The sequence below is a fragment of the Shewanella hanedai genome (assembly GCF_007197645.1).
Classification (GTDB): Bacteria; Pseudomonadota; Gammaproteobacteria; order Enterobacterales; family Shewanellaceae; genus Shewanella; species Shewanella hanedai.
Genome location: NZ_VKGK01000006.1, coordinates 153,518 through 179,688, shown reverse-complemented (window position 1 = coordinate 179,688; position 26,171 = coordinate 153,518). Strand labels below are relative to the sequence as shown.

Here is a 26,171-nt window from a genome sequence, read left to right as displayed (position 1 = left end):
AGAAATTCAAACCTAGGAGCCTTATATAATGCTTAAAGCACTTTAGCTATAGACTCTGCCAAGTAATCGACATTGGCTAAACCAATACCCGCGATACTGATACGGCTAGAATCAACCATATAGATCCCGTAGTCTTGCTGCAGTAAATCCACCTGCTGAGCATTAACGCCTAGGAAAGAAAACATTCCTTTTTGCTGAGCGATAAAGTCAAAGTTACGTGTTACGCCTTTTTCTTTCAATTTGTTCACTAACATGGCTCGATTGCCATTAATCCTGTCTCTCATCACTTTGAGTTCGTCTAACCACTCTTGTTTTAGTTCTTGTGAACCTAAAATGGTTTCCACAATAGCTGCACCGTGAGCAGGTGGCATAGAGTAGATGCAACGAACAACATAAAGTAATACTGAGAAGGCCACATTCACAGAAGCGGCATCTTTTCCTATGATAGAGCAGGCACCGATACGTTCTCTGTACAAGCCGAAGTTTTTTGAGCACGAGCTACACAGAATCATATTGTCGACTGCAGCAGCCATTTTACGGACGCCATAGGCATCTTCATCTACACCATCACCAAAACCTTGGTAAGCCATATCGATAAGCGGGGTGAAACCTTGTTCTTTGGTAAGCTCAATGATCTGATCCCACTGTTGAGTGCTTAGATCCATCCCGCTTGGGTTATGGCAGCATGCGTGCAGTAGCACGACATCGTCGGGACCGACATTAGCCAGTGTTGCCTTCATCTCATCAAACTTGAGACTTTTGCTGTCGTAATCGTAATAAGGGTAGGTTTTAACCGTAATACCGGCCGCTTCAAATAGTCCAGTGTGATTTGCCCAAGTTGGATCGCTGACCCAAATAACCGCTTCACCGCTTTTAGTGCTTCGACTTGCGCGTTTAATGAAGTCCGCCGCAACACGAAGGGCACCGGTACCGCCAGGAGTGGATACAGTGCGAATACGATTGGCCAATAAAGCTGGGTTACTTTTGCCAAAAGCGAGCTCGCTCAAGAGGGCGTTAAAGTCGGCAGATCCTGTCGGGCCGATGTAAACTTTGGTTTCCTCGGTATCTATACGATATTGTTCCGCTTTTTTCACACAGGCTAAAATTGGGGTATGGCCTAATTCATCTTTATAAACGCCAACGCCTAAATCTACCTTATTAGCACGGGGATCTTCACGGTACTTGGTCATTAATCCAAGGATTGGATCGGAAGGCATAGCGGTGAGTGTGTCGAACATAGCTTCATTACCCTTATTTTAGTTTTTATGACTTGATTAGCCACTGGCTGGTATTACTCCATCACTTTAGAGTAACTTAATTCCCTTGCTGAGCAATAGTGTATGGAGCGAAATGATAAAACAATTTATCTGGCATGTTTTCATTCCACTCTACAAAACGCATTTAATTGTTAATTAGACATACCTCAATTTAAAGGCATAAATATGGCTATTTTTCATCGAAATATGCCTCTTTGAATAGAAATTGGCATTGAAGTCCATAAAATCACAAAAAAGTGTTGAATAGTGACGCTGGATCAGTAAATTTAGAACTACGAAGTTCAAACATCGGTTAAACGGAACACCATTTTGTCGTGATGGTGCTAGTCCAGTCTGTTTGCCATGAACATCTATTGCTAACCTGTGGGTTGTTTGTCCCGCAATAATAAAGAAGTTATTTAATGAAGCAACTACGTCTCGAGACCATCAGTAAAGTACAGGGAACGATCAATATCCCAGGATCTAAGAGTATCTCCAATCGCGCACTCTTACTTGCCACATTAGCGAAGGGGACCACGACTCTCACTAACCTATTAGATTCAGATGATATTCGCTATATGTTAGCGTCATTAAAACAGCTTGGTGTGAATTATCGACTGTCAGATGATAAAACGGTCTGTGAGCTCGATGGTCTGGGTGCTCCACTTAATTCAGAAATGGCACAAACCCTATTTTTAGGTAATGCTGGTACAGCAATGCGACCTTTATGTGCAGCTTTGACCTTAGGTGAAGGCGAGTTCACGTTAACGGGGGAGCCTCGTATGGAGGAACGCCCAATTGGTGACTTAGTTGATGCATTAAGGCAATTAGGCGCTGAAGTTAATTATCTGAAGAATGACGGCTTCCCGCCATTGACCATTAAGGCAACGGGATTAAACGCAGGTGATGTTGAAATCGCGGGGGATCTGTCGAGTCAGTTTCTCACTGCGCTACTCATGGTGGCACCGCTGGCTAAAGGTGATGTCAATATCAAGATTAAAGGTGAGTTGGTCTCTAAACCTTATATCGACATTACTATTGCGTTGATGGCTCAATTTGGCGTTGAGGTGATAAATCATGCCTATGGTCGTTTTGAAATAAAATCGGGTCAAACCTATGTGTCGCCGGGGAAAGTGCTGGTAGAAGGTGACGCATCATCTGCGTCCTATTTTTTAGCAGCTGGCGCCATTAAAGGTGGTGAAGTGAAAGTCACGGGAGTGGGGCGTTTAAGCATTCAAGGTGATGTTAAATTTGCCGATGTGTTAGAAAAAATGGGCGCAGAAATTGAGTGGGGGGACGATTACATTATCTCTCGAGTGTCAAAGTTACATGCCGTTGATTTGGATATGAATCACATTCCTGATGCCGCAATGACCATCGCAACCACTGCTCTGTTTGCCACAGGCACCACCCATATTCGTAATATCTACAATTGGCGCATTAAAGAGACGGATCGACTTGCGGCCATGGCCACTGAATTACGTAAAGTTGGGGCGATTGTAGATGAAGGCCATGACTACATCAGTGTCACGCCACCTAATGCACCTAACACGGCGGATATCGATACCTATAACGATCATCGTATGGCCATGTGCTTTTCCATGCTTGCCTTTGCCGAATGTGGTATCACGATTAATGATCCTGATTGTACCTCAAAAACATTTCCTGATTATTTTAAGCAGTTTGTAGCGTTATCCACTCAAAATTAGTCACGGCTGTATAAAAGCTATCCTCGTTAAGTTTCAGGCTGAAATTATTTAGCCTGAAACACTTTTCCTTGCAAATTTCCTATTCTCTTGCTGAACATGAATGCAAATACTTGCCGCTTTCTGTTATCAAATAGTTTATAATGCGCGCGCTCAATTTTCGTTATGAGAAATTTTACCGGACTTTGAGAGCTAACTCATTTTTAAAAAATTTCATTTAAAAAATCTTAGGGAAGACGGATTTTACTGTGGAGAAATTTATGTCAGAACGGGCTCCTGTAGTCACGATTGACGGCCCTAGCGGTGCTGGGAAAGGTACAATCAGCCAATTACTCGCTCAACGTTTAGGTTGGAAATTATTAGACAGTGGTGCGATATACCGTGTCTTAGCTTTAGCTGCAATTCACCATCATGTGGAGCTTGACAATGAGAATTCTTTAACTTTACTCGCCGCGCACCTGGACGTGCAGTTTATTACGAGCCAAGTTAACAAAGGCATTAAAGTTGTACTTGAAGGTGAGGATGTATCTGGGGATATCCGCAGTCCAGAGTGTTCTAATGCAGCCTCTAAAGTGGCGGCATTTCCGAGAGTAAGAGAAGCCTTACTGCGACGTCAAAGGGCTTTTAAAGAAACCCCAGGTTTAATCGCTGATGGCCGCGATATGGGGACGATTGTATTCCCGAATGCGCCAGTGAAACTTTATTTAACTGCCTCAGCTGAAGAAAGGGCTCAAAGACGCTATAATCAGTTGCAGGACAAGGGCTTCGATGTTAATATCGATCAGCTTTTAAATGAGATAAAAGAGCGTGATGATCGCGATATGAATCGCAGTGTTGCCCCATTGGTGCCTGCTGAGGATGCGTTAATCATCGATACCTCTGGGATCGGAATTGAAGAAGTGCTCAATCTTGCATTGAGACATATTGAAACTAAATTATCTAGCGAGAGCTAATTCCGGCTTTCGCTTTACTATTCGTAACATGGATGATGCGAATAATTTTACTGACTCCACGTCTAGGATGGACAGTGGTTTATTAAAGAAAGTAACTTAAACATGACTGAATCTTTTGCTGATCTATTTGAACAATCCCTAAATGAACTTGAGTTCCGCCCTGGTTCTATCGTAACTGGTGTCGTTGTATCGATTAAAAACGGTATGGTACTAGTTGACGCGGGTCTTAAGTCAGAAAGCCCAATCCCAGCTGAACAATTCAAGAACGCTGCTGGCGAACTTGAAATCTCTGTTGGTGACACTGTGCACGTAGCGCTTGACTCTGTTGAAGATGGCTTCGGTGAGACTCAATTGTCTCGCGAAAAAGCTAAGCGTCACGAAGCTTGGATCGTTCTAGAAAAAGCGTACGAAGATGCTGAAACTGTAATCGGTATCATCAATGGTAAGGTTAAAGGCGGTTTCACTGTTGAATTAAACGGTATCCGTGCATTCCTACCTGGTTCTCTAGTTGACGTTCGCCCTGTTCGCGATACCGCTCACCTAGAAAACAAAGAATTAGAATTCAAAGTTATCAAGCTTGACCAGAAGCGTAACAACGTTGTTGTTTCTCGTCGTGCAGTTATCGAATCTGAAAGCAGCGCAGAGCGTGATGCTCTTCTTGAGAACCTTCAAGAAGGTCAAGCGGTTAAAGGTATCGTTAAGAACCTTACTGACTACGGTGCATTCGTTGATCTTGGTGGCGTTGATGGTCTTCTACATATCACTGATATGGCTTGGAAGCGCGTTAAGCACCCATCAGAAATCGTTAATGTTGGTGACGAAATCAACGTTAAAGTTCTTAAGTATGACCGTGAGCGTACACGCGTATCACTAGGTCTTAAGCAACTTGGCGAAGATCCATGGTTAGAAATCAGCAAGCGCTACCCAGAAAACACACGTTTGACTGGTCGCGTAACTAACCTAACTGACTACGGTTGTTTCGTTGAAATCGAAGAAGGCGTTGAAGGTCTTGTTCACGTTTCTGAAATGGATTGGACTAACAAGAACATCCACCCATCAAAGGTTGTTAACCTAGGTGATGAAGTTGAAGTTCTAGTTCTTGACATCGATGAAGAGCGTCGTCGTATTTCTCTAGGTCTTAAGCAGTGTAAAGTTAACCCATGGGATGACTTCGCAGATCGTTTCGCTAAAGGCGACAAGGTTACTGGTAAGATCAAGTCAATCACTGACTTCGGTATCTTCATCGGTCTAGACGGCGGCATCGACGGTCTAGTTCACCTTTCTGATATCTCTTGGAATGGTACTGGCGAAGAAGCTGTTGCTGAATACAAGAAGGGCGACGAGATCAACGCAGTTGTTCTTTCTGTTGACCCAGAACGTGAGCGTATCAGCTTAGGCGTTAAGCAAACTGAAGACGATCCGTTCAATGCTTATCTTGCAGATAAGAAGAAAGGTGCTATTGTAAATGGTACAGTGACTGCAGTAGACGCTAAAGGCGTTACTATTGAACTAGCTGAAACTGTTGAAGGTTACCTACGTGTATCTGATATCTCTCGCGAGCGTATCGAAGATGCATCTACAGTTTACTCTGTAGGCGACGCTGTTGAATCTAAGTTCATGGGTGTTGACCGTAAGAACCGTACAATTAGCCTATCTATCAAAGCGAAAGATGAAGCTGACGAAAAAGAAGCTATGGCTAGCTTGAATACCAAGCAAGAAGACGACGTAATGAGCTCAGCTATGGCTGAAGCATTCAAAGCGGCTCGTAAGTAATATTCGCCTGAAGTTCTGGGGTGCTTGCACCCCTGTTAGGTGACTGTGTTGGGCTTGATAATAGAGGGTATAGGATGACCAAATCCGAACTAATCGAAAAACTCGCCATGAGGCAGTCGCAGCTGTCGGCTAAAGAAGTGGAAAGTGCAATCAAAGAGATGTTGGAGCAAATGGCCGAAACATTAGAAGGCGGTGATCGTATAGAGATCCGTGGCTTTGGTAGCTTTTCTCTCCATTTCCGTGCGCCGCGTACTGGCCGTAATCCAAAAACTGGAACCTCAGTTGAATTGGATGGCAAATATGTACCGCACTTTAAGCCAGGCAAAGAACTGCGCGAACGTGTCGATGCGATAAACGTTTAATTAGCATTTTTTTCAAAAGCCTCCGCAAGGAGGCTTTTTTATGCCTAAAGATATTGGTATCAGTAGTATATTGAGTCAAATTCTTGGATAATCAAGAGAAATCAATCGATGCATGGAGCGTAACGTGAAGTCTTTCATCATAACTGTGTTAGTCGCGCTGTTTTTCTTTCTGGCTCTCATATTTGGTGCTCGTAACGAACAAATTGTGACGATCAGCTATTTCGTCGCTCAGGGTGAGTTCAGGCTACCTATCGTGTTAGCCGTCGTATTCCTCGCAGGGTTCCTTATCAGCTGGATTTTTGCGATGTATCACATCGCCAAACTTAAGCTCGCACTTCGCACTGCGAATAAAAAAAACCAACTTATTGAGCCACAGACTACCGAAGTCACAACAGTCCGGGAAGTAGACGCTTAATATGCTAGAGATACTGTTTCTGTTACTTCCTATTGCCGCCGGTTACGGTTGGTATATGGGCCGTCGAAGTGTCAGACAAAAGCAGAGTAGTGACCGAAAAAAGCTAAGCCGAGATTACTTTACTGGTTTGAACTTCCTGCTTTCTAATGAATCAGATAAAGCAGTCGATCTCTTTATCACTATGCTGGATGTCGACGACGACACTATCGACACTCATTTATCTCTGGGCTCCCTTTTTAGGAAGCGCGGTGAAGTTGACCGTTCTATTCGCATTCACCAAAACCTCATTGCCAGACCCAGCTTAAGTACTGAGCAACGAGATATCGCGATGATGGAACTAGGTAAAGATTACCAGGCCGCAGGTTTTTACGATCGCGCTGAAGAGATATTCCTAAACCTTGTTAAACAAGATGATCATAGTGAAGAGGCTGAAGATCACCTTATCGATATCTACCAAATCACTAAGGATTGGCAGAAAGCGATCAATATCATTAAAACCCTCAAACGCAAGCGTCAGCAAACTTTACGACAAAATACTGCCCATTTTTATTGTGAACTTGCGGGTGAAGAGACTGATAACAGCGCTAAAGTGAAAACCCTGTTATTGGCTATTAAACAAGACCCTGATTGTGGCAGAGCGATACTTACTCTTGCAGGATTATTCCTTGACCAAGGGGAATTATCTAAGTGCAACGAGATGTTGACCAAGCTCTTGTCAGCCGATATTGAGTTAGTGCCGGATGCACTCTCTATCGCGAACCAAGCGTTTAAGCAAAGACAGGATCTCACCGGATATTGTGAGTACCTTCGCCAAGCCCTAGCACTAGGTGCGGGGGCAAGTGTTGCTATTAACTTGGCTCACAAGTTGATAGAGCAGGGGGATAACAAAGAAGCTGAAAAATTGATTTTGGATGGACTATACCGCCACCCGACCATGAAGAGCTTCCAACATTTAATGCAGATGCACGTGCAACAAGCGGAAGAGGGACAAGCAAAAGAAAGTTTAACCATGTTAGAGAAGCTTGTTGAGCAGCAGATCAAATACCGACCAGGCTATCGATGCAGTGAATGTGGGTTTCCCGCTCACAGTCTTTACTGGCACTGTCCTTCATGTAAAAACTGGGGGAGCATTAAGCGCATTCGGGGCTTAGATGGCGAGTAAGACTCTTTAATCCTTACGATTAAGCGATGTTAAAAGTCTATTCATGAAGTAAAAGAACAATGAACAATATAGCGCAAAGTTAATGGAGAGATAATGAGTAATAAACCGATTTTAGTTGCCTTAGATTTTGATAATAAAAATGCTGCTTTGCAATTAGTCGATAAGCTTGACCCTGAAATGTGTCGCTTAAAAGTGGGCAAGGAGATGTTTACTCTTTTTGGGCCACAACTAGTCAAAGACATCCACAGCCGTGGTTTCGATCTTTTTTTAGATCTTAAATTTCACGATATTCCAAATACTGTCGCGAAGGCCGTGGCTTCAGCTGCTGAGCTAGGTGTGTGGATGACCAATGTTCATGCCAGTGGTGGGCTTGCGATGATGGAAGCGGCGAAAAAAGCGCTAGTACCTTATGGAGATGACGCCCCTATGCTGATCGCTGTGACGGTACTGACATCAATGAGCGATGCAGATCTTAAACTTATCGGCATTGATGTGCCAGCGTTTGAGCATGTTCAACGTTTGGCTAAACTTACTCAGAGAGCAGGACTTGATGGTGTGGTATGCTCGGCTCATGAGGCTGAAGTGTTAAAAGCGTCTTTAGGTGAGTCGTTTAAACTCATTACTCCTGGCATACGCCCAGTGGGTGCTGACAAAGGTGATCAACACAGGATCATGACGCCGCCACAAGCAATTGCTGCAGGCTCTGATTATTTAGTCATTGGACGACCTATTACCAAAGCTTCAGATCCGTTAGCGGCACTGACGGCTATTCATCAATCGATTTAAGCGAGTTTATGATGGCAAATGCATTTCAAGATCAGCTACTCAAAGCGGGTTTGGTCAGCAAACAGAAAGTACAGAAAGCAACAACACAGAAGCGGCGCGATCGTAAAGCTAAAGTTGATGATGGCTCGTCCGAATTAAAGCAACAGATAGCAGAACAAAAAATTGTGCAAGCGGCTAAAGATAAGGCGCTTAACGAGCAACGTTTTGAGGAAGCATCTGAGAAAGGGCAAGTCCGTGGCCTTGTGACGGAATTTAAACGTCTTGCGATTAAGTTGCCTCAACATGCTGAAGTAAAATTCAACTTTACCTTTGATAATAAAATCTTCTCTTTGTATGTCGATGATAAGTTACAGAGCCAGCTATTAAATGGGCAACTGGGTATCGTACGTCATGATGAGACGAGTTACCTTGTTCCTCATAAATTGGCTGAACGGGTCAATTTGCTTGTACCTGAGTGGTGTGGCTACTTGTGGATTAAAGATGATAAAGCTCAAGTTGTCGAAGAGGATGATCCATACGCTGATTATGTGATACCAGATGATCTGATGTGGTAAATTAGTGCGAATGAAAAAGGGATATTCATTGATTGAATATCCCTTTTTTTATGCGTGTCTAGACTTGAAGGAATGGCTGTTCCTAGCGGCCAGCACGTCTTAATGCAGCAGAGGTAAAGTCTTGACGAGTGGCTTTTCCACCCCATTCCATAAATTTAGGCTCTTCGTTACTCAGTCCTGTCACCAGGTAACGACCAGAATCTAAATCATGTAATGTCTCAGCCACCATCCAAGGTGTATCTACATCGTAAAATTGAATGTTATGCGCTTCTGACATTTTCCATAACTGACCACGATTATCGTAATGGTCAATCACCGAAGCACCCCAAGAATCTTCATCGATAAATAGGGTTCGTTTAGAGTAGATATGGCGTGAATCAGATTTCACATTCGCTTCCACCTCCCATACACGGTGCAATTCATAACGCAAATGCTCTGGGTTAAGATGCCCTGCGCCGATGATTTCATCATACTCTAGATCGGGATTGAGTAACGGATACGCATTATAAGGAATATAGATCTCTTTTTTGCCTTTTAGCGTCCATTCGTATCTATCAGGTGAGCCGTTATACATGTCGTAATTATCAGTGGTTCTTAGGCCATCAGTTCCAGCTCCGGGTCCGTCATACGCCACATTAGGGGCACGTCTTACTCTACGTTGACCAGAGTTATACACCCAAGCACGTCTCGCTTCCTTATATTGGTCTATGGTTTCATGGATCAGCAACGCTGTGCCCGTGAGTCTCGCTGGAGCCGTGATGCTTTGTAGATAGTAGAACAACACATTATCGTCTTTATCTGCATCTCGACCGCCCTCTAAGTATTCTGGCCACACGAGTCTGTCAGTAATTTTAACTGGGACAAAAGCACCGCCAGCTTGAACTGGGATAGCGGTTGCAACACGGACGGCTGAACCACCTCTAAAGCGTGTGATGTGGTTCCAAACAACTTCTAAACCACTGTTAGGGATAGGGAAGGGAATGGTTGTGTCAAAGTCAGACAAGCCATAGCCACTCTCTACCAGTGTTGTGTTTACTGCATTATTTTTGATCAGAGGATAGACAGACTCCGGATAGGCAACACTGCGATGTGTTTTATAAACAGGCATCGTATAGTCAGGGAATTTAGTGAACATGGCTAACTGACCAGGCGTGAGATTATCTTTATAATCCGCTAAATTCTTTGCTGTGATGGTAAATAACGGCTTTTCATCAGCAAAAGGGTTATTGGGTCGGCCTGTGTCACCGCTCTTGGCTGTGTTGTTACTGTTGAGGCCACCCGTCCATGCTGGAATAGTGCCGGACTCATTACCTGCCTTCTCAGCCCCTAAAGGGGTGAGTTGATCGCCTATTTTACTGGCCTCTTCAGGTGACACTTTAGCCGTCGCATTAAGACTCATTATGGCTAATGAGACTAACATTAAATTGTGGTATTTCATCGTCTTACTCCTTTACGCAAAATTAATATGAAATGTCAACGCTAAGCGCTAAGAAGTCTTTATCTTGTAAGATGTTATGACCGCCACCAAAAAAGGATTTGTAACTCAATGTGGTGGCGTACTTTTGAAGATAGGAGCCCTCTATTGCAACGCCAATAGCACGGCTTCCTTCATTAAATTGGCTTCCAGGGCTCGGTGAGTTACCTTCAACATCATGTGACCAAGAAATCGTGGGCTTGAAAGAGATACCAGCAACTAAATCAGGATACTCCCACACTGCATTAAGACGATATCCCCACGCATTCTCTGTTGTGAAGCCTGAATCTTGACAGTCAGAACCAATGGCGCCAGCAGCGACTAAATTGGTACAGTTAACGCCACCACCTAAATCGAAATTAGCGAGACCAAATACCGTATTTCTGCCATATCTTTGGTTTGAGTCTTCAACGCCATCAGTGTGAACATACCCGATCTCACCAATTAAACTTAATCTTGAGGCGCCCATGAATTGCTCGATGAACTGTATCGCTGTTAACTGCACTTGAGTCACGTCGTATTCATCATAGCCTTTTACCACTCCACCTTTTTCAGCTGCTAACACTCTTGGTGTGTAGCGGAAAATAGGTGATTCACTCAGCACGCCATTAAGGATCTCTGCACCATTTATCTGCACAGGAGTGTCAGGTTTGTAAGAGATCTCCCCTGATAAAGCGACACCCTTAACATTGGTCGCAAAACTCACTCCATAGAACTGTAGATCTTCAGGATATTCTATTTGATAAGCAGGGTTTAAAGCAGAAATCGCTCCCCCTGTTGGATCGAGCGAACTCGGTACAAAGACACTTGTTACGCCGGGAATGTTGGATGTTGCGCTGCGTACAGCATTGATCATAGGTACGCGTGAATGGATATTGAGATAATAGAGCCCGAATTCTGTATCATTCAGGGCTTCTGAGTAGTATTTAAGCGATAAACCATACTGGCCGCCATCATCAGGTTCAACATCATCTCGTCGTTTTGCAAAGAAACCACCATCAAGTGCGGCTTTATCATTCACACTGATGGTGACGGCATTACATCCATCAGCAACAAAGTCAGCGCTTGAGAAGAGGGTACCGCAACCATCAATCTGAGTTTTTTCCCATTCAAATTGATAAAAAGCCTCTAACGAGACTGATTCTGTCACACCTAGTGCAGCGTAAAACATTCCAACGGGGAGATATGCTTCTTTAAGTAGCGCACCTGGACGACGAAAAGCGCTCACATCAAAGGGGTTTACTGAACTAATTCCGCCTTGAATAAACGTACTTTCTCCCCAACTGATCACTTGGCGACCAAGTCGAAGATCAAGTGGCATTTCACCTATATCAGTTTGCAGGAATGCATATGCATCAAGCAGCGCTATACCAGAAAATTTTGCGTAATCAGCAGCATTATCATCATTAAGGGGAGTATTGGGAATATAACCGTTCGGAGAATTACCATGAGGCCTATCACCGTTTTTTAATTCATTATCAAACCAATATTTTACCCTGACAAATGCACCAAAATTATTATGGGTGAGTAGAAACTCGTTTGACCCTTTAATTATTTGTGAAAACGCATCATATTGATCAAAGTTTAAATTGCCATCATCGGTGGTCATTGTCGCACCGGTTCCCCCGTTTTGTTTGCCAATAAAAGCGGGGTCAGCTTCAGACATTCGCCAACTAGCACCTAATGAAAGCTGAGAGTTAATTTGCAGCGCAGTGTCATTGTTTTCACCAAAATAGAAATCAGCAGAATTAGCCGAACTGCATAACATACTGGTCAATATGAAAAATACAGATTTTTTAAATTTCATGTTAATTACCTTGTTATTATTATCACCTGTAACAACATACGAGTTTAAAATTTAAATAAAATATCAATCCGCGCCAAACTGTTATCAATTCATACAGCTGTTTGATTTTATCAAAGAGACAGCGAGGGAATATTTTTAATATTCGTCGATAAGTCATTGTATCTATCTACTTTCAAGTTGATTTGTCACTTTTTCAGCTCAAATGTTATCGAGTTGTAGTTATTTGTGGTGTGTGGCATCTTGGTTCGATGACGTCATCCATGGGGGATAGTAGTACAGGATGAGGAACTGATTTCAATCAAGAGCACTCGGTAGTGTGGCTAGTGTCTATAATCTAAGAGAGGTCAATGCACCAGAGATGTAAAGTGTCTCTTATTGTTATCTTTTTGAGTCATACCAATCGGTACAAATAAGTATCTAAGCCCATTAAAAATAATTAAAGAAGGCTGATTTTGGCAGAGTACTACTCAACACTAAGCGGATGGATAATTCCTTTTACCAGAGCGATGGATGTCTGTGGAATCGAGACTGATGAAGCATTCATACAGTGTGGAATCGATCCTAATTCCGTGAAAGATCCTGAGGCCAGAATCGGCACACAAAGGTTTGTTGAACTTTTAGATTACTGTAACAAGTTAAGAGGTACCGGGGATTTTTCTATTCAGGTCGGAGAGTGTTTTCATCCGGGAATGTTTCATGCATTAGGTTACGCCATGATGACATCGAGTACCTTAAAGGATGCTTTGGCTCGAATCGTTACCTATAAGCGTGTTGTATCAAATGCTTGCACTCTTGAACTGAGTGAAACAAACGAAAGCTTAGTGTTGAAAATGATGGTCAGTACTTTTGATACCACAGGTCGAAAAGTGCTTAGCCGTGCGGCGACTGAGACATTCATGGCTATCGTAGTCAAATTTACCAGAGAACTTTTAGGCATAAACTTTCATCCGCAAAAGTTGATCATTGGCTATGACAAGCCAGCAGATTATAGCGAGTATTTAAGCACCTTTTTTAATTGTGATGTCGAATTCTCAGATGGTGACTCTTACCTGTTTTTTGAAAAAGTGCATGCTGAGAAGTATCTGACTGTAGCCAATCCCATGATAAACGGCATACACGAAAAAATGCTAACTGACTTTTTAAGCCGTATAGACAGGCACGACTTAACGTATGTGATTAAGAATAAAATCTATGAAATACTGCCTTTGGGAGCTCCTTCACAGCAAGAAATAGCCGAAAAGCTGGGAATGAGTCTACGTAATTTACAGAGAAAGCTACAGGAGCAGGACACTTGCTATAAAACTATTTTAGAAGACACCCGTAAATCTCTTACCTTAGATTATATTAAGCAAGCTCATTTAAGTTTGAGTGAAATCGGTTATTTAGTTGGCTTCTCGAGTGTAGGTAATTTTAACCGAGCTTTTAAACGTTGGACTAACTCAACCCCTGGTGAGTATCGTAGGCAATATATTTCAAAGAAATGATCTGGGTAGTCTCTATCTACTTAAAATTCGTTAATTTTACACTCCACTATTCAATCTTTTTATTCCCTCTCATACTCACCAATAGGTGACAAGCATTTGGCGCGTTTAGCGTATCAATTACACCGTTTGTTTTGCAAACTGGTATTTCTAATGAATCTCTAATCTTGTTTATTCAAAAACATTAATAACGAATAAATTTTTAATTAGTAAACGAGATATTTCAATAATTGTCTTGAACAAAGGAAACAGAATGAGCGAGTTATTCGACAGTAAGATTGAAGATTTAGCTGACCTAATAGAGTCGAGTATGAAGAAGTACGGTAAAGCACCCGCTTTTGAATGCTTTGGACAAACACTCTCTTTTGACGAATTAGAACGCTTATCTAGGGCATTGGCTTCTTGGTTTCAGCATAAATCAGGCCTTGTCGTCGGCGACAGAATCATTATACAACTGCCAAATATTAACCAGTTTCCTATCGCTGTATTTGCAGCATTACGTGCAGGGCTCGTTGTTGTTAATACCAATCCGCTTTATACCCCACGTGAAATGCAGCATCAGTTTTCAAATTCAGGCGCAAAAGGTATCGTTATTTTACAGGAGCTGCTGGGTAAGCTTTCTGAAGTGATTGAGGAGAGTGACATTGAAACTGTGGTAGTGACTCACTCTCTGGATCTTATCTCTAAAAAGCATGTCACCCCAGAATGGGGAGTGAGCTTGATGGACGCCATTTCTGTTGGAGAAACTTACCAACTTAAGCCTAGATTTCATAAAAATTTAGATGATACCTGTGTGATTCAATATACAGGTGGTACAACCGGAGTCTCGAAGGGGGCTTGTTTAACTCATCGAAGTATTCTAAGTAATGTCGGTCAGTTTCTTGAGCGTATCGATGCCAAATTAGTCGAGCAAAATGAGATCTTTGTTTGCCCTTTACCGCTTTATCATATCTATGCTTTTGTGGTGAATATGATCATGTTGTTTAGCAAAGGCAATTTGAATCTGCTAATTCCCAACCCGAGGGATCTTGATGCTCTCGTAAAAAGCATTGGTGAACATAAGATCACCGGCTTTAGTGGCATCAATACGCTTTTCGTTGGCCTATGTCAGCACCCAGGATTTAAAGAGTTAGATTTCACCTCGCTAAAGATGACCTTCTCCGGAGGCTCAGCCTTGTCAATGCATGCGGCTCAAACGTGGGAAACGTTAACTGGCTGTACTGTGAGTGAAGGATATGGTCTTACTGAAGCTTCACCCGTTGTCTGCATGAACGAGCCAGGGAATGAGCAATTAGCCTCCGTTGGTAGGCCACTGATGGAGACTAAGGTTGAGATCTGGGACAGTGAAGATAACGAGGTGGCGATTGGTGAGCAGGGGCAAATTGTGATCAAAGGGCCACAAATAATGAAAGGATATTGGTTGTTGCCAGAAGAGACTGAGAAAGCAATGACTAAGGATGGCTACTACCGATCCGGTGATGTGGGAGAAATACGACCTAATGGTTGTATTAAAATCGTTGATCGCCTGACGGATATGATCATTGTATCGGGCTTTAATGTTTATCCCAATGAGGTGGAAGAGGTACTAGTGAGTCATCCGAGTGTTCATGAAGCCGCGGTAGTCGGTGAACCGGATGGAAAATCGGGAGAGCGAGTGTGTGCCTATGTCACCGTTTTAGATAGAGATATCAAGATTAATACCTTGCTCGATTACTGCCGTGAAATGTTAACAGCCTATAAAATTCCCAAACGAATTGTCTTTATGGAGTCGCTACCAAAAACCACCGTGGGTAAAATTTTACGCCGAGAGTTACGACAAACATAAGCTATTGCTGTGTATATACAGCCTCTAAGTCAGTTTTGTCACCAAATAGGTAAATAAAACCTTCATTTACTCTATTATTTGGTGTAGATTTAAACAACTGTTTTAATCCTACGTTTGAGAATTAATAATGAATCCTTACCAAGCTCCGTTAGCTGAAATGAAATTCCTATTAGACAAGGTGTTTGACGCACCTCAAACATGGGCGTCGTTACCTGAAATAGCCGAAACTGTCGATCTCGATACCGCTATTGCTATCATGGACGAAGCAGACAAAATTAGTCGTGAACTTATCCATCCTATTAACCGAAGCGGTGACGAGCAAGGTGTTGTACACCAAGATGCTAAGGTGATCACACCTGATGGGTTTAAAGAGGTTTATAACCAGTATGCCGAAGGTGGTTGGGTAGGTTTCTGTGGTGATCCAGAGTTTGGTGGCATGGGAATGCCAAAAATGCTTGGTGTGTTAGTCGATGAGATGGCGTATAGCGCCTGTAACTCATTTACGCTCTATGGCTCACTTACCGCGGGTGCTGCATTGTGTATCAACGCCCATGGCAGCGAAGAGTTGAAAGAAAAGTATCTCCCTATGATGTACTGCGGTGAATGGGCTGGTGCCATGGACATGACTGAGCCTCAAGCGGGATCGGATCTACGTAACATTCGCACCAAAGCAACGCCGAATGATGATGGTAGTTATAACATTAGTGGTAGCAAAATTTTCATCACTGGTGGTGATCATGATCTTACGGAAAATGTTATCCACCTGGTACTGGCTAAACTGCCAGATTCAAATGGCATATCGCTATTTCTAGTACCGAAGATAAAGGTTGATGACCAAGGTAACTTAGGTGAATCCAACGGAGTCACTGTCGGCTCTATTGAGCATAAGATGGGACTAAAAGCTTCTGCGACGTGTGTGATGAATTATGATGACGCACAAGGTTATTTGATAGGCAGTCCTAATCGCGGCCTAGTGTGCATGTTCACTATGATGAACTATGAGCGTTTAGCCATTGGTATTCAAGGCTTAGGAACATCTCAAGCGGCATATCAAATGGCGGCTGATTATGCCAAAGAGCGTGTGCAAGGTGTTGCCGCTGGCGGCTCGCCAACGGGAGCAACAAGCGATCCTATCTTAGTTCACGGCGATGTGCGCCGTATGTTGCTCAATATTCGAGTGTTAACCGAAGCGGGTCGTGCCTTATCAGTATTAACAGGGCAACAACTCGATATTGCTAAATTTGGTGAAGGTGACGCACAAGCTAAAGCAAGTCGATATGTTGGTCTATTAACGCCGGTTTCAAAGGCGTTCTTAAGTGACCGAGGCCTTGATGCTGCAATAACGGCACAACAAGTGTTTGGTGGACATGGTTATATACGTGAAACTGGAATAGAGCAGTTAGTGCGCGATACACGAATCGCTCAGATCTATGAAGGTACCAACGGTATTCAAGCGATTGACTTCCTTGGCCGCAAAGTCACTGGCGATAACCTTGTTGCGTTAACCGAGTTTGTGACTGAATGCACTGACAAACTGACTTCATTAACTCAGGTAGATGAAAGCCATAAAGCTAAAGTCATTGTGCTTTTTGATGAACTGTTGGCAGCAGCCAAGATGGTCAATGACAACAAATCAACTCAACCTGCGATTGTTAATGCCAGTGCCGTTGATTTCCTTGATGCATTTGGCCACATACTTTACGGATATTTCTGGTTATTAATGTCAGATGCAGCATCGAACGAACCTGATGCTGAATTTGCTAGCCAGAAGCGCTATTTAAGTGATTTCTATATTGCTAAAATGCTACCTAAAGCCAAATATCATTTAGCACAGGTCCGTGAAGGCGACAGCACTGTAATGAGCATGCCTGAAAACCTATTTTAAAATAACGCCTATCGTTACCCATCCATGGGCGATAGTCATAAATGTTCCAGACATAAAAAGGCGAACCGAAAGGTTCGCCTTTTTCATCGAAACGATAACGAGATTATTGTATTTTAGTTTTGTCTGCGACTTTCGATGAAGCCAATGGCGCAGGTTTATAGTCAAGAATTGTTTGCAGGAACAAAGCACTGAAAGGGGCTATTTGCTGCTTTTTCTCAAGCGGGCTTTGACCGTTTTCTAAGATCACAAATAAGGTATCGTCAAAATATGGCTTTTTAATAAAACCAGCCAAATTGTCCACACCTTGCATAGAGCCTGTTTTAGCATAGATATAGTTTACCAAAGGTTTTTTATTGAAATACGACTTGTATTCTAACGTTCCGCGAACCCCAGATATCGGTAAAGAATCAATCAGTCCCTTAAAACGTTGATCAGTATAAATGAGGTTCAGTACCTGACTGAGCTGTTTTGCACTGATTAAGTTATAGCGTGACAAACCTGAGCCATCGACAATTTGTGCATGAGCTAAGTCAACACCCGCTTGAGTGAGCACTTCTCGCATTGCTCTACTGCCATTGGTAAAGCTGCCGGCTTGTTTGAAATAGGCTTGGCCAAGCTGTTTTAATAAACTGTCAGCAATCAAGTTATCAGATTTCAATAACATGATATCTAAGAGTTCTGGGAGGGCTTTAGAACTGTGCAGGCCAATCAAGCTGGTATGTTGAGCAAGCGAATGAGTGACAAAAATGCCACCCGAAATTTTAATTTGGCTGTTCTTAATTAGCCGTTCGACAGTATCTTTGGCAAATAATGCCGGATCTGTGATAGCAATGGCGAGCTTAATGCCCTTGTTTCCTGGGTAGCAACCACTGAGCGTAAACTCATTATTGGCCAAACGTTTCAGATCTAAGTCGCAAAACGTTACTGTTTTACTTTTATCGAAAACGGCAGTGTTATGGATTTTAATCGGTAGATAAGGTGAGAATTGAAGTTGGCTTGTCTCGCTAGCAAGCTTTGTTTTGAGCTTACCGTGAACGCAATTTTGATTGATAACAAAACTTGAGACTGGTGCAGCGAAACAGATCCCCAAGTCATCCCATACCCAACCCGGTGCTTGTTGTTGCTCGTTGCCGTTACCGACCAAATAGAAGTTACCTTCAATTCGGCTCAAGCCCTGATCTGACAACTGTTTTAGCAAAAGACTAATGTGCTGACTGGTCAGGGTCGGATCGCCACTGAACTTGAGGTAAACATCACCAGGGATTTTACCGCCGCGAATGGGAAAATGAGAATAGAGTCTGGTATGAAACCTAAAGTCCGGTCCAAGGTATGCAGTTGTGGCCACTGCAGTTAACAGCTTCTGTGTACTCGCGGGTAAGAGTAAGGTGTCGGCATTCTCTTCATAGATCACCTCACCGGTGATTAAGTTCTTTGCATAGAGCGCAGTATGGGAATGAGGTGGTTTAATTTTGCCAAGAATATTGCTGAAATAATCATTCGCGAGTACTGCTGATGTAAACAAGTATGAAAGCAGGGCGACGGTGGGCAGACTTCGAATGACGCACATAGTAGTTAGACTCTAAATGATGGTTGATGTCGTAGTGCATATTGGCACAAGAAATAACGTGGGGCGAGGGGCTACGTGGGAAGAGTAACCCGCTAAACAGCGAAAGATAAAGCCCTACTCAATGTGGTCGTGCCTCTATTCATCTTTTTCCATTAGGCGATACAGACGTAATGTCACAAAGCTAACCAGTCCAATAAATAGTGGTAAAATGAACAGGCCCAACTCAGCTTTAAAATGAAATATTCCCCAAGCGATAAGGAGAGTCAATACCAAAGTGATTAAAATTTTCAGGTTCATAGTTGATGATGCAACTCTATAAGTTAGGCCTTTATAGCTCAATAGTGGCTAGTTTAACGAAATCGGTGATCAAAAGCCGTGATAATCCGCAAATCAATACACTTTTATAATTATGAATAGTTATTGTACGGAAATAGTACGAAACTTAAGGTGTTAGCTTGGATTTTTACAGAAAAGCCTTGCTGAAACGGCCGTAAATCGGTAATTTCTTTCTCTTATGATTCATTAAAGGGATCGACATGCCTCATCTACGTCTTCGTGGGCTGCCAGAAGCAGCTGTTATTGACCTTAGTCGCAGCTTACTCCGTGACCTAGCTCAGATCTGTAATGTGGACCAACAAGGGTTTACATTAGACTGGGTACCGAGTGTCAGTTATCGTGACGGCATGCCAGACCTGAGTATCACACAAGTTGAGATGCTTTGGTTTCCAAAAGATCCCCATACGCACCAATTGGTTGAATGTACTATCCGTGAGGCTGTGACTTTGGCATATCCGGAACTTAAAAGTCTATCGGTAATGTTTATCGAATTAGATCCCAGTACTTACTTCCGCAATGGTGCGCATTTTTAAGGAGATATCCTTGCTGGATAAGCTTGGTGGAATACCGTTACAGCCAGAAGCTATTCGTTGGTTGCTGACCCCAAAATGCCTTAAGGCTGAATTGCTGACATCTATCGCAGGTGCAAAGCATGCTATCTATATTTCAGCCCTGTATTTAGAAGACGACGATGCTGGCCGTGAAATACTGGCTGCATTGATGCTCGCTAAAGATCAAAATCCGGCATTGGATGTTAAAGTCCTCGTCGATTTTCATCGTGCTCGTCGAGGTTTAATCGGCCATAAGGGCGACAGTGGTAACTACCTTATGTATCGTAAGGTTAACGCAGAGGCTAAACACCCAATCGAGATTTTAGGTGTGCCAGTTAAGTCCCGTGAGTTTATGGGAGTGTTACACCTTAAAGGGTTTGTGATTGATGACACTGTGATATATAGCGGTGCCAGTCTCAATAATATCTATCTGCATGAGCACGAAAAGTATCGATTCGATCGTTATCATGTCATTGAGTCTGCTGAACTTGCGCGCTCGATGCGACAGATGATCCAAACGTATCTCGTCGATGACGTGGCAGTTTGCTCACTGACTCAAGACAAAGAATCCGAACAGTTACCTGAAAAAGCTGACGTACGCAGCTTGAAAACTCGGCTGGGTAAAGCCAGCTACCAGTTTGAAGAGACGCGTATCGGTAATCGAATCACGCCGGTTATGGGTCTCGGTCGCAAGAAGAACAAACTGAATAAAGTGGTTGTCGACTTGGTTGCACAATCAAAAGAGTCACTGTTTATCTGCACTCCGTACTTCAATCCGCCTTATATCTTAGCGCGTTCACTGGCTAAGCATCTTCGTGATGGCAAGCGTATTGATATCGTCGTTGGTGACAAAACCGCAAACGATTTCTATATTCCGCCAGAAGAAGAGTTTTCAACCATCGGCGCTTTGCCCTACATGTATGAGCAATCATTACGTAAGTTTGCCAAGCGCCAACAGTGGGCCATTGAAAACGGTCAGTTGAACATTCATCTGTGGAAAGATGGGATCAATAGCTACCACCTCAAAGGCATTAGTGCTGATGGCAGGCGACATTTGATCACCGGCAGCAACTTAAACCCAAGAGCCTGGTCGTTAGATCTTGAAAATGGTTTATTGCTTCAGGATGAAACGGGGTGTTGGCAAGAGCAGTTCGAAACTGAACAGACACATATTCTGCAGCACACTGAACGCTTGTATCACTATAGCCAAATCGATACTTTACATAGCTATCCAGCGCCTGTACGTAAGATTATGACACGAATTCGTCGCCTCAAAGCAGACTTCCTGCTTAGACGAATTCTGTAGAAACAGTACAGACATAAAAAAACCTGCGTAAGCAGGTTTTTTTATGTCTGAATAAGTCACTTATAAATTAGATTGCTGCGACATCTGTCTTATCAAGATCGACACCAGATTTTGCCGCGTTCAAGGCCAGAATTACCAAAATCACCATCATGGCACACAAAACGCCAACGCTTAGCTGACCATGCATGGGCACGAGCGACATAGAGAGTGCTGCCAGGCCCGCACCAAAATTCTGCAATCCACCTAACAAAGCGCCCGCAACTCCAGCATGAGTAGGGAAGGGCTCAAGGGCTGCTGAGGTTAATACAGGGAACAATATGCCTGCACCAGTAAAGAAGAGTACCGATCCCACCAATAAACTCCAGCCTATGACTAAGCTTGAAAAACCAGGGATCAATAGAAAGAGTGCACCAGCGCCAAGTAGAGCGACACTGTGATACATACCCTTAGTGTTATCCTTGAGTCTGCCCGCATAATAAGCTCCCGCTAAATAACCCGGTATTGGGGCTACAAAATAGCAGCTCACCCAAAACGGAGACAGTTTAAGGACGTGGCCATAGAAAACTCCAGCAACAGCCTCAAAAGCTGCGATACCGGCAAAAGTCGCGACTAAGCAGATAAGATAGCTTTTGAATTTTTTATTGGCTAATACAAAGCGATAAGACTGTAGAACGGGTTCAGGTTTACGCTTAATAGCTGGCAGAGACTCATTAAACTTAAAGATGATCAGCAGCACGACACATAAACCGAATACTGCTAAGAGTTCATACACGGATTGCCAGCCGAAATAATGGGTCATTAAACTTCCGGCAAACGGAGCAATCAGTGGAGAGAACACCACAGCCATAGACACGAAGCTGTTGAATTTAACCAAGGGTTCGCCAAAATAATGATCCCTTGGAATACTACGGCACAGTGCGCCAGCGCTGGCTGTACCAGCCCCTTGCAACAAAGTGGCAGCAATAAGTGCATGATAACTGGTTGCAACACTGGCAATGACAGCACCTACAACGAACAGAGATAAACCAAAAATCAGTACGGGTTTACGTCCAAGTCTATCTGATGCAGGTCCGTAGACAAACTGAAGTAAACCATAAGAGAGAAGGTAACAAGCCATAATGGCTTGAAGCTGACCAGGGTTAACACTGAAACTGTTGGCAATATCCGGTAATGCTGGCACAAAGATAGTCTGCGCCATCTGTCCACAGGCTACCATGATGACAATTAATAAAATGAGTGAAGAGAAACCTTGGTTTTGACTGTTAAGGTTTGGCTTCTGCTGAGGGCCGCTCATGGTGTCTCCGAAAATGTAAGAATATGGGTTAATGTAGGCAGCGCGCATCATACTCATTTAATATACAATTACAAATCGTAACTATTTTAAAGTAATGGTTTTATAGTCAGTTTATTCATGAGTTTTCCTTTAGTGTAAAGTGCGTAAAGCTATTTTTACGTCTTGTATTTATCATGTTGCTGCTTTCTCCAACTCGTAACATGTTTTTATGACCGAGATCTCAAAAATTAAGCTAAATTGATTAAAATTCGACTTTGCTTAATTAATAACTTTTTTCGGTCTTTTTACTGAGGTTTCATTTTTCCAAGCTTCTGCTTTACCCAAACTCACCACGCCTGTTAAAATTGAGCTATGTTCTGCCATCAATTTTTTTAAAGCGCAAAGTAAATATATGAGTGTTAAACAGCATGCGATCCACAAGCTTTACCAATACCGTAAAGCCATTTCTACCAGACCCTATGGTGCGCGGGGGAAAAAATTGATTAGATGTGAGCTTTGTCTATTAGCTGAGCAATATTGCACCTGTGAATTTCGTCGACAGCTAACTTCAAATAATGCTTTTTTATTGATGATGTATGATGATGAAGTATTAAAGCCAAGCAACAGTGGCCGTTTAATTGCAGATTTAATCCCTGACACACACGCCTATATTTGGTCACGAACTCATGCTAACCGCAAAATGATGGCAGTGATTGAAGATCCTAAATACCAACCTTTTGTTATTTTTCCCAGTGAATACGCCTGCGATGGTCAGGAGGTTTTAGCAAAAGTTGAACCCTCTGAGTTACCTGAAGGAAAAACACCGCTGTTTATTTTACTCGATGGTAGTTGGCGTGAGGCGATAAGGATGTTTCGTAAGAGCCCTTATCTGCATCACCTTCCTCTATTATCGTTTACGCCTGATACTGTGGCTAAATATGGACTACGAAAGGGCAGTCGTGACTTTCAACTGGGAACAGCTGAAGTTGCCGCACTGGCATTAGGCGCATCTGGTGAGCCTGATAATGCTGCGTCTCTTAATACTTGGTTTGAATTGTTTATCGAATCTTCAATTTTCAGCCGTAGTCGCAAAAGTACCCATGATTTAACACCGTTAGCGTTATTAAAGAAAAAGTTCTTATCAACATTGGCTAAAGACGGAAACGAATAACCTCTGCTTGTATCGATAAAACACAGGCATTACGGCTTATAATCCGTGGTCTCTGTGTACCGCTATTGCGATTATATAATGCTAACGCATCTAGCTGTGTTATCAGCTCCTTCCTGTTTGACATACTTCTCGATCTTTTTCTTGGAAAAGTTATGAAACGTAAATTAACCCGCTAAAGAATCTTTAATGGGTATGATACTGATCTCATTAACTATGAGATCAGTTCAGAGACGCTCTGTCTTTTCAATTCAAGGTGCGTTGATGAAAATCACTTACTCCCTTTTTAGATATAGACATAATGAAATATGCTGTTACATTGTGTCACAAAGCGCCTCGCACCCAGCTATTCTGATATAAAACATAAGTTAATGTTAACGGCTTGGGTTTTGAAAAATAAAATTTTGGTTATATTTGATGAAGTTTAAACCTTATTCAGTGTGTTATCTCATTGTTGGTCTGACGGTAACCTTTTGTGTTAATTGGTTGTTCTGGAGTCACTCCCAAAGAGAGTTAAGTGAGCTTCATGAGAAAAAATCAGCTGCTGCCGAGATCTCAGCCCACGATATGCTGTTACAGCACCAAATAATCATTCGATCGATTCACTCTTTCTTTAATGCGTCCAAGCTCGTGACAAATGATGAGTTTACTGAGTTTACACAAGAGTTACTTAAGATAACGTCGGCAACCGCTTTCACGATTGGTGTTGATAATAAACTAGCGTTTATATCCAATCCCGCTTTTGAAAATGACATTAAAAAGGGTAAGTTTATCGTTAACGGCGCTGGCTCGTTAACCTTTAAACTCCCTAACTACTCCTCTTTCATCATCCCTGTTGATCAACCTGACCTACGTTATATGGTGTATGTGATTTCCCATGCGCAAGTGTTGGAGAGATTGAATAATGAACAGGATATCTGCCTCGAATTCACAGTGGCTGGAAAAGTGCTCAGCAATCAGTACTGCCAAACCAAATTACCCTATCTTCAACGTGCGTTGTTCTATTTTGATAGCCAAGAACATTATTACGGATCTAAGTTTAATGCTGAAGGTTATACCCTTAGAACCTGGTATTCACCTCCTGCGGAAGAGATAAATGAAGTGCTCTTAACCATGTTCCTTTTCTCAATAAGCGGGATTGGCTTTTCTGTTCTTATGTACCTAAAAGTTGAACAGAGAAACATGCTCTACAAGATGCGAATTGAAACCGACTCAAAAGTAGCCGTGTTGTCGGCCATTAACCATGAAATACGGACTCCTATTAATGCTGTTCTGGGTTATAGCCGCATGCTTAAAGACTCTGGCTGCTGTGTTCCTCAGGGTGAGATGACCATTAATAAAATTATATGGTCCGCGAATCTGCTTCATAGTGTTGCTGAAAATACCTTGAACTTTAGTAAAGCGAGTACAGATAATTTAACCTTAGATAATAAAGAAGCCGATCTTCGTCAGCTAATTGAAAACATTGAAGAATACTACATTACGTTTAGTGAGATCCATGACAAAACCTTGAGTATCATCATCAATCAGCCTTTACCGATTAAGGTGAATATAGACAGCACTAAACTGTATCAATTGGTGACCAATATCATCAACAACGCCTTTAAATACAGTACTGGCAAACAGGTTAATTGCCATCTAGATCTTAAACATTATCGCAGTCGTCCTTTCTTGAGAGTGGCAATTAGAGATTTTGGTAAAGGGATGTCAGCGGCCTCTATGAAAGCGATAACACAGCCTTTTACAACCGAATTGCACAACAGTTCGACACTAAAATCTGGAATAGGGATCGGTCTCTATACGTGCAAACAGGTGATTGAGAAAGTCGGAGGTAAAATTTCGATCCGCAGTCGGGCAGGTCAGGGCACCTTAGTTATCATACGTTTTCCTATTGAGTATCTAGAACAGACTACAGAAAGTAACAAGTTCAGTATGCCGTTAAATACAATACTGAATAATTCGCTTAATGCTGGACCAGCTCAGGCGAGCCTAAAGCCCAATAACCAAACTGAGCTTGTTTCTGTCAAAATGGATGAGTGTCATCCACATCAACTCAAGCGGATATTATTGGTCGATGATAACGTCTTTAATCTTGAGGTGTGTAAGGCGATGCTGGAGAAAGAGGGCTTTGATGTCACCACTCGAAGTGATGCAGAAACGAGTAAGCAATACTTTGCTGACGCATTACCTGAAATTGTATTAATGGATTATCAGCTTGAAGCGTCTAACGGTTTAGCCCTTATCGATGATCTTATGGAGATTCAAGCTCGCTCTACTAAAAGCGATAAAATAAAAAGAACGCAATTCTTTATTTTGTCAGCGAATGATAAAGAGGAGATCTCATTTCATGAAGAATACCCTGATGTGTTCTTCATGCAGAAACCTCTGAATATGGAGATATTCATTCAGCAGTTAGCTAAAAGCTGATTTTCCACGACAGGCCACCATTTAAACCGATAAAATAGGGACTACGGCCTAGATTAAGCTTTTGCTTAATGGAGGCGTTTTCCCTATATTGAATAGATAGCGGG

The 26,171-nt window shown here is 42.6% G+C and carries 21 protein-coding genes; 15 read left to right on the top strand and 6 right to left on the bottom strand.

The window, feature by feature from the left end:
• Positions 1-32: 32 nt before the first annotated feature.
• On the bottom strand, positions 33-1,238 hold the full coding sequence (locus FN961_RS07330; protein ID WP_143563896.1) for an amino acid aminotransferase: 1,206 nt from the start codon (positions 1,236-1,238) through the stop codon (positions 33-35).
• Between the two features lie 440 nt (positions 1,239-1,678).
• Between FN961_RS07330 and aroA the strand changes: the two genes are divergently transcribed.
• The 8 genes from aroA to FN961_RS07290 all read left to right on the top strand — a co-directional run bounded on the left by aroA (position 1,679) and on the right by FN961_RS07290 (position 8,967).
• Positions 1,679-2,965, top strand: coding sequence for a 3-phosphoshikimate 1-carboxyvinyltransferase (gene aroA / locus FN961_RS07325; protein WP_143563895.1), 1,287 nt, complete (start codon positions 1,679-1,681; stop codon positions 2,963-2,965).
• A gap of 257 nt (positions 2,966-3,222) precedes the next feature.
• Positions 3,223-3,915: a (d)CMP kinase gene (gene cmk / locus FN961_RS07320; protein WP_143563894.1), complete on the top strand. Its 693-nt coding sequence runs from the start codon at positions 3,223-3,225 to the stop codon at positions 3,913-3,915.
• A gap of 102 nt (positions 3,916-4,017) precedes the next feature.
• Complete coding sequence (gene rpsA, locus FN961_RS07315; RefSeq protein ID WP_143563893.1) at positions 4,018-5,688, top strand: 30S ribosomal protein S1; 1,671 nt, start codon at positions 4,018-4,020, stop codon at positions 5,686-5,688.
• A gap of 74 nt (positions 5,689-5,762) precedes the next feature.
• Positions 5,763-6,050: an integration host factor subunit beta gene (ihfB, locus tag FN961_RS07310; protein ID WP_143563892.1), complete on the top strand. Its 288-nt coding sequence runs from the start codon at positions 5,763-5,765 to the stop codon at positions 6,048-6,050.
• 124 nt (positions 6,051-6,174) lie between these two features.
• A complete protein-coding gene (locus FN961_RS07305; protein WP_143563891.1) occupies positions 6,175-6,465 on the top strand; it encodes a LapA family protein in 291 nt (96 codons plus the stop codon).
• A 1-nt stretch (position 6,466) separates the two neighbouring features.
• The gene (gene lapB, locus FN961_RS07300) at positions 6,467-7,627 is read left to right on the top strand and encodes a lipopolysaccharide assembly protein LapB (RefSeq protein WP_143563890.1); all 1,161 of its coding nucleotides are present in this window, start codon (positions 6,467-6,469) and stop codon (positions 7,625-7,627) included.
• A gap of 93 nt (positions 7,628-7,720) precedes the next feature.
• Positions 7,721-8,413, top strand: a complete 693-nt coding sequence (gene pyrF / locus FN961_RS07295; RefSeq protein ID WP_143563889.1) for an orotidine-5'-phosphate decarboxylase — start codon at positions 7,721-7,723, stop codon at positions 8,411-8,413.
• An 11-nt stretch (positions 8,414-8,424) separates the two neighbouring features.
• Positions 8,425-8,967 carry a DUF2058 domain-containing protein gene (locus FN961_RS07290; protein WP_143563929.1) on the top strand — a complete coding sequence of 181 codons (543 nt, stop codon included), beginning with the start codon at positions 8,425-8,427 and terminating at the stop codon, positions 8,965-8,967.
• Positions 8,968-9,049: 82 nt separating this feature from the next.
• Here the strand turns inward: FN961_RS07290 and FN961_RS07285 are convergent, their stop codons facing one another.
• Positions 9,050-10,405 carry a DUF1329 domain-containing protein gene (locus tag FN961_RS07285; protein ID WP_143563888.1) on the bottom strand — a complete coding sequence of 452 codons (1,356 nt, stop codon included), beginning with the start codon at positions 10,403-10,405 and terminating at the stop codon, positions 9,050-9,052.
• Between the two features lie 22 nt (positions 10,406-10,427).
• Positions 10,428-12,248: a DUF1302 domain-containing protein gene (locus tag FN961_RS07280; RefSeq protein WP_143563887.1), complete on the bottom strand. Its 1,821-nt coding sequence runs from the start codon at positions 12,246-12,248 to the stop codon at positions 10,428-10,430.
• Between the two features lie 452 nt (positions 12,249-12,700).
• Here FN961_RS07280 and FN961_RS07275 point away from each other — a divergent pair, with 452 nt between their 5' ends.
• The 3 genes from FN961_RS07275 (at position 12,701) to FN961_RS07265 (ending at position 17,439) form a co-directional block, all read left to right on the top strand.
• Entirely contained in the window at positions 12,701-13,732 is a 1,032-nt protein-coding gene (locus FN961_RS07275) for an AraC family transcriptional regulator (protein WP_143563886.1), read from the top strand.
• A gap of 250 nt (positions 13,733-13,982) precedes the next feature.
• On the top strand, positions 13,983-15,554 hold the full coding sequence (locus tag FN961_RS07270; RefSeq protein WP_143563885.1) for an AMP-binding protein: 1,572 nt from the start codon (positions 13,983-13,985) through the stop codon (positions 15,552-15,554).
• Positions 15,555-15,681: 127 nt separating this feature from the next.
• The gene (locus FN961_RS07265; protein WP_143563884.1) at positions 15,682-17,439 is read left to right on the top strand and encodes an acyl-CoA dehydrogenase; all 1,758 of its coding nucleotides are present in this window, start codon (positions 15,682-15,684) and stop codon (positions 17,437-17,439) included.
• 103 nt (positions 17,440-17,542) lie between these two features.
• Here the strand turns inward: FN961_RS07265 and dacB are convergent, their stop codons facing one another.
• Both dacB and FN961_RS07255 read right to left on the bottom strand, forming a co-directional pair.
• Positions 17,543-19,006, bottom strand: coding sequence for a D-alanyl-D-alanine carboxypeptidase/D-alanyl-D-alanine endopeptidase (gene dacB, locus FN961_RS07260; RefSeq protein ID WP_143563883.1), 1,464 nt, complete (start codon positions 19,004-19,006; stop codon positions 17,543-17,545).
• A gap of 135 nt (positions 19,007-19,141) precedes the next feature.
• Positions 19,142-19,303, bottom strand: coding sequence for a hypothetical protein (locus tag FN961_RS07255; protein ID WP_143563882.1), 162 nt, complete (start codon positions 19,301-19,303; stop codon positions 19,142-19,144).
• A 239-nt stretch (positions 19,304-19,542) separates the two neighbouring features.
• Between FN961_RS07255 and FN961_RS07250 the strand changes: the two genes are divergently transcribed.
• Positions 19,543-19,875 carry a DUF1904 family protein gene (locus FN961_RS07250; RefSeq protein ID WP_143563881.1) on the top strand — a complete coding sequence of 111 codons (333 nt, stop codon included), beginning with the start codon at positions 19,543-19,545 and terminating at the stop codon, positions 19,873-19,875.
• Between the two features lie 10 nt (positions 19,876-19,885).
• Positions 19,886-21,199: a CDP-diacylglycerol--serine O-phosphatidyltransferase gene (pssA, locus tag FN961_RS07245; protein WP_143563880.1), complete on the top strand. Its 1,314-nt coding sequence runs from the start codon at positions 19,886-19,888 to the stop codon at positions 21,197-21,199.
• A 67-nt stretch (positions 21,200-21,266) separates the two neighbouring features.
• Here the strand turns inward: pssA and emrD are convergent, their stop codons facing one another.
• Positions 21,267-22,493, bottom strand: coding sequence for a multidrug efflux MFS transporter EmrD (gene emrD / locus FN961_RS07240; RefSeq protein WP_143563879.1), 1,227 nt, complete (start codon positions 22,491-22,493; stop codon positions 21,267-21,269).
• A gap of 391 nt (positions 22,494-22,884) precedes the next feature.
• Between emrD and FN961_RS07235 the strand changes: the two genes are divergently transcribed.
• Positions 22,885-23,643, top strand: a complete 759-nt coding sequence (locus FN961_RS07235) for a tRNA-uridine aminocarboxypropyltransferase (RefSeq protein ID WP_143563878.1) — start codon at positions 22,885-22,887, stop codon at positions 23,641-23,643.
• Between the two features lie 414 nt (positions 23,644-24,057).
• Positions 24,058-26,067, top strand: a complete 2,010-nt coding sequence (locus tag FN961_RS07230) for an ATP-binding response regulator (RefSeq protein WP_143563877.1) — start codon at positions 24,058-24,060, stop codon at positions 26,065-26,067.
• Positions 26,068-26,171 lie beyond the last annotated feature (104 nt).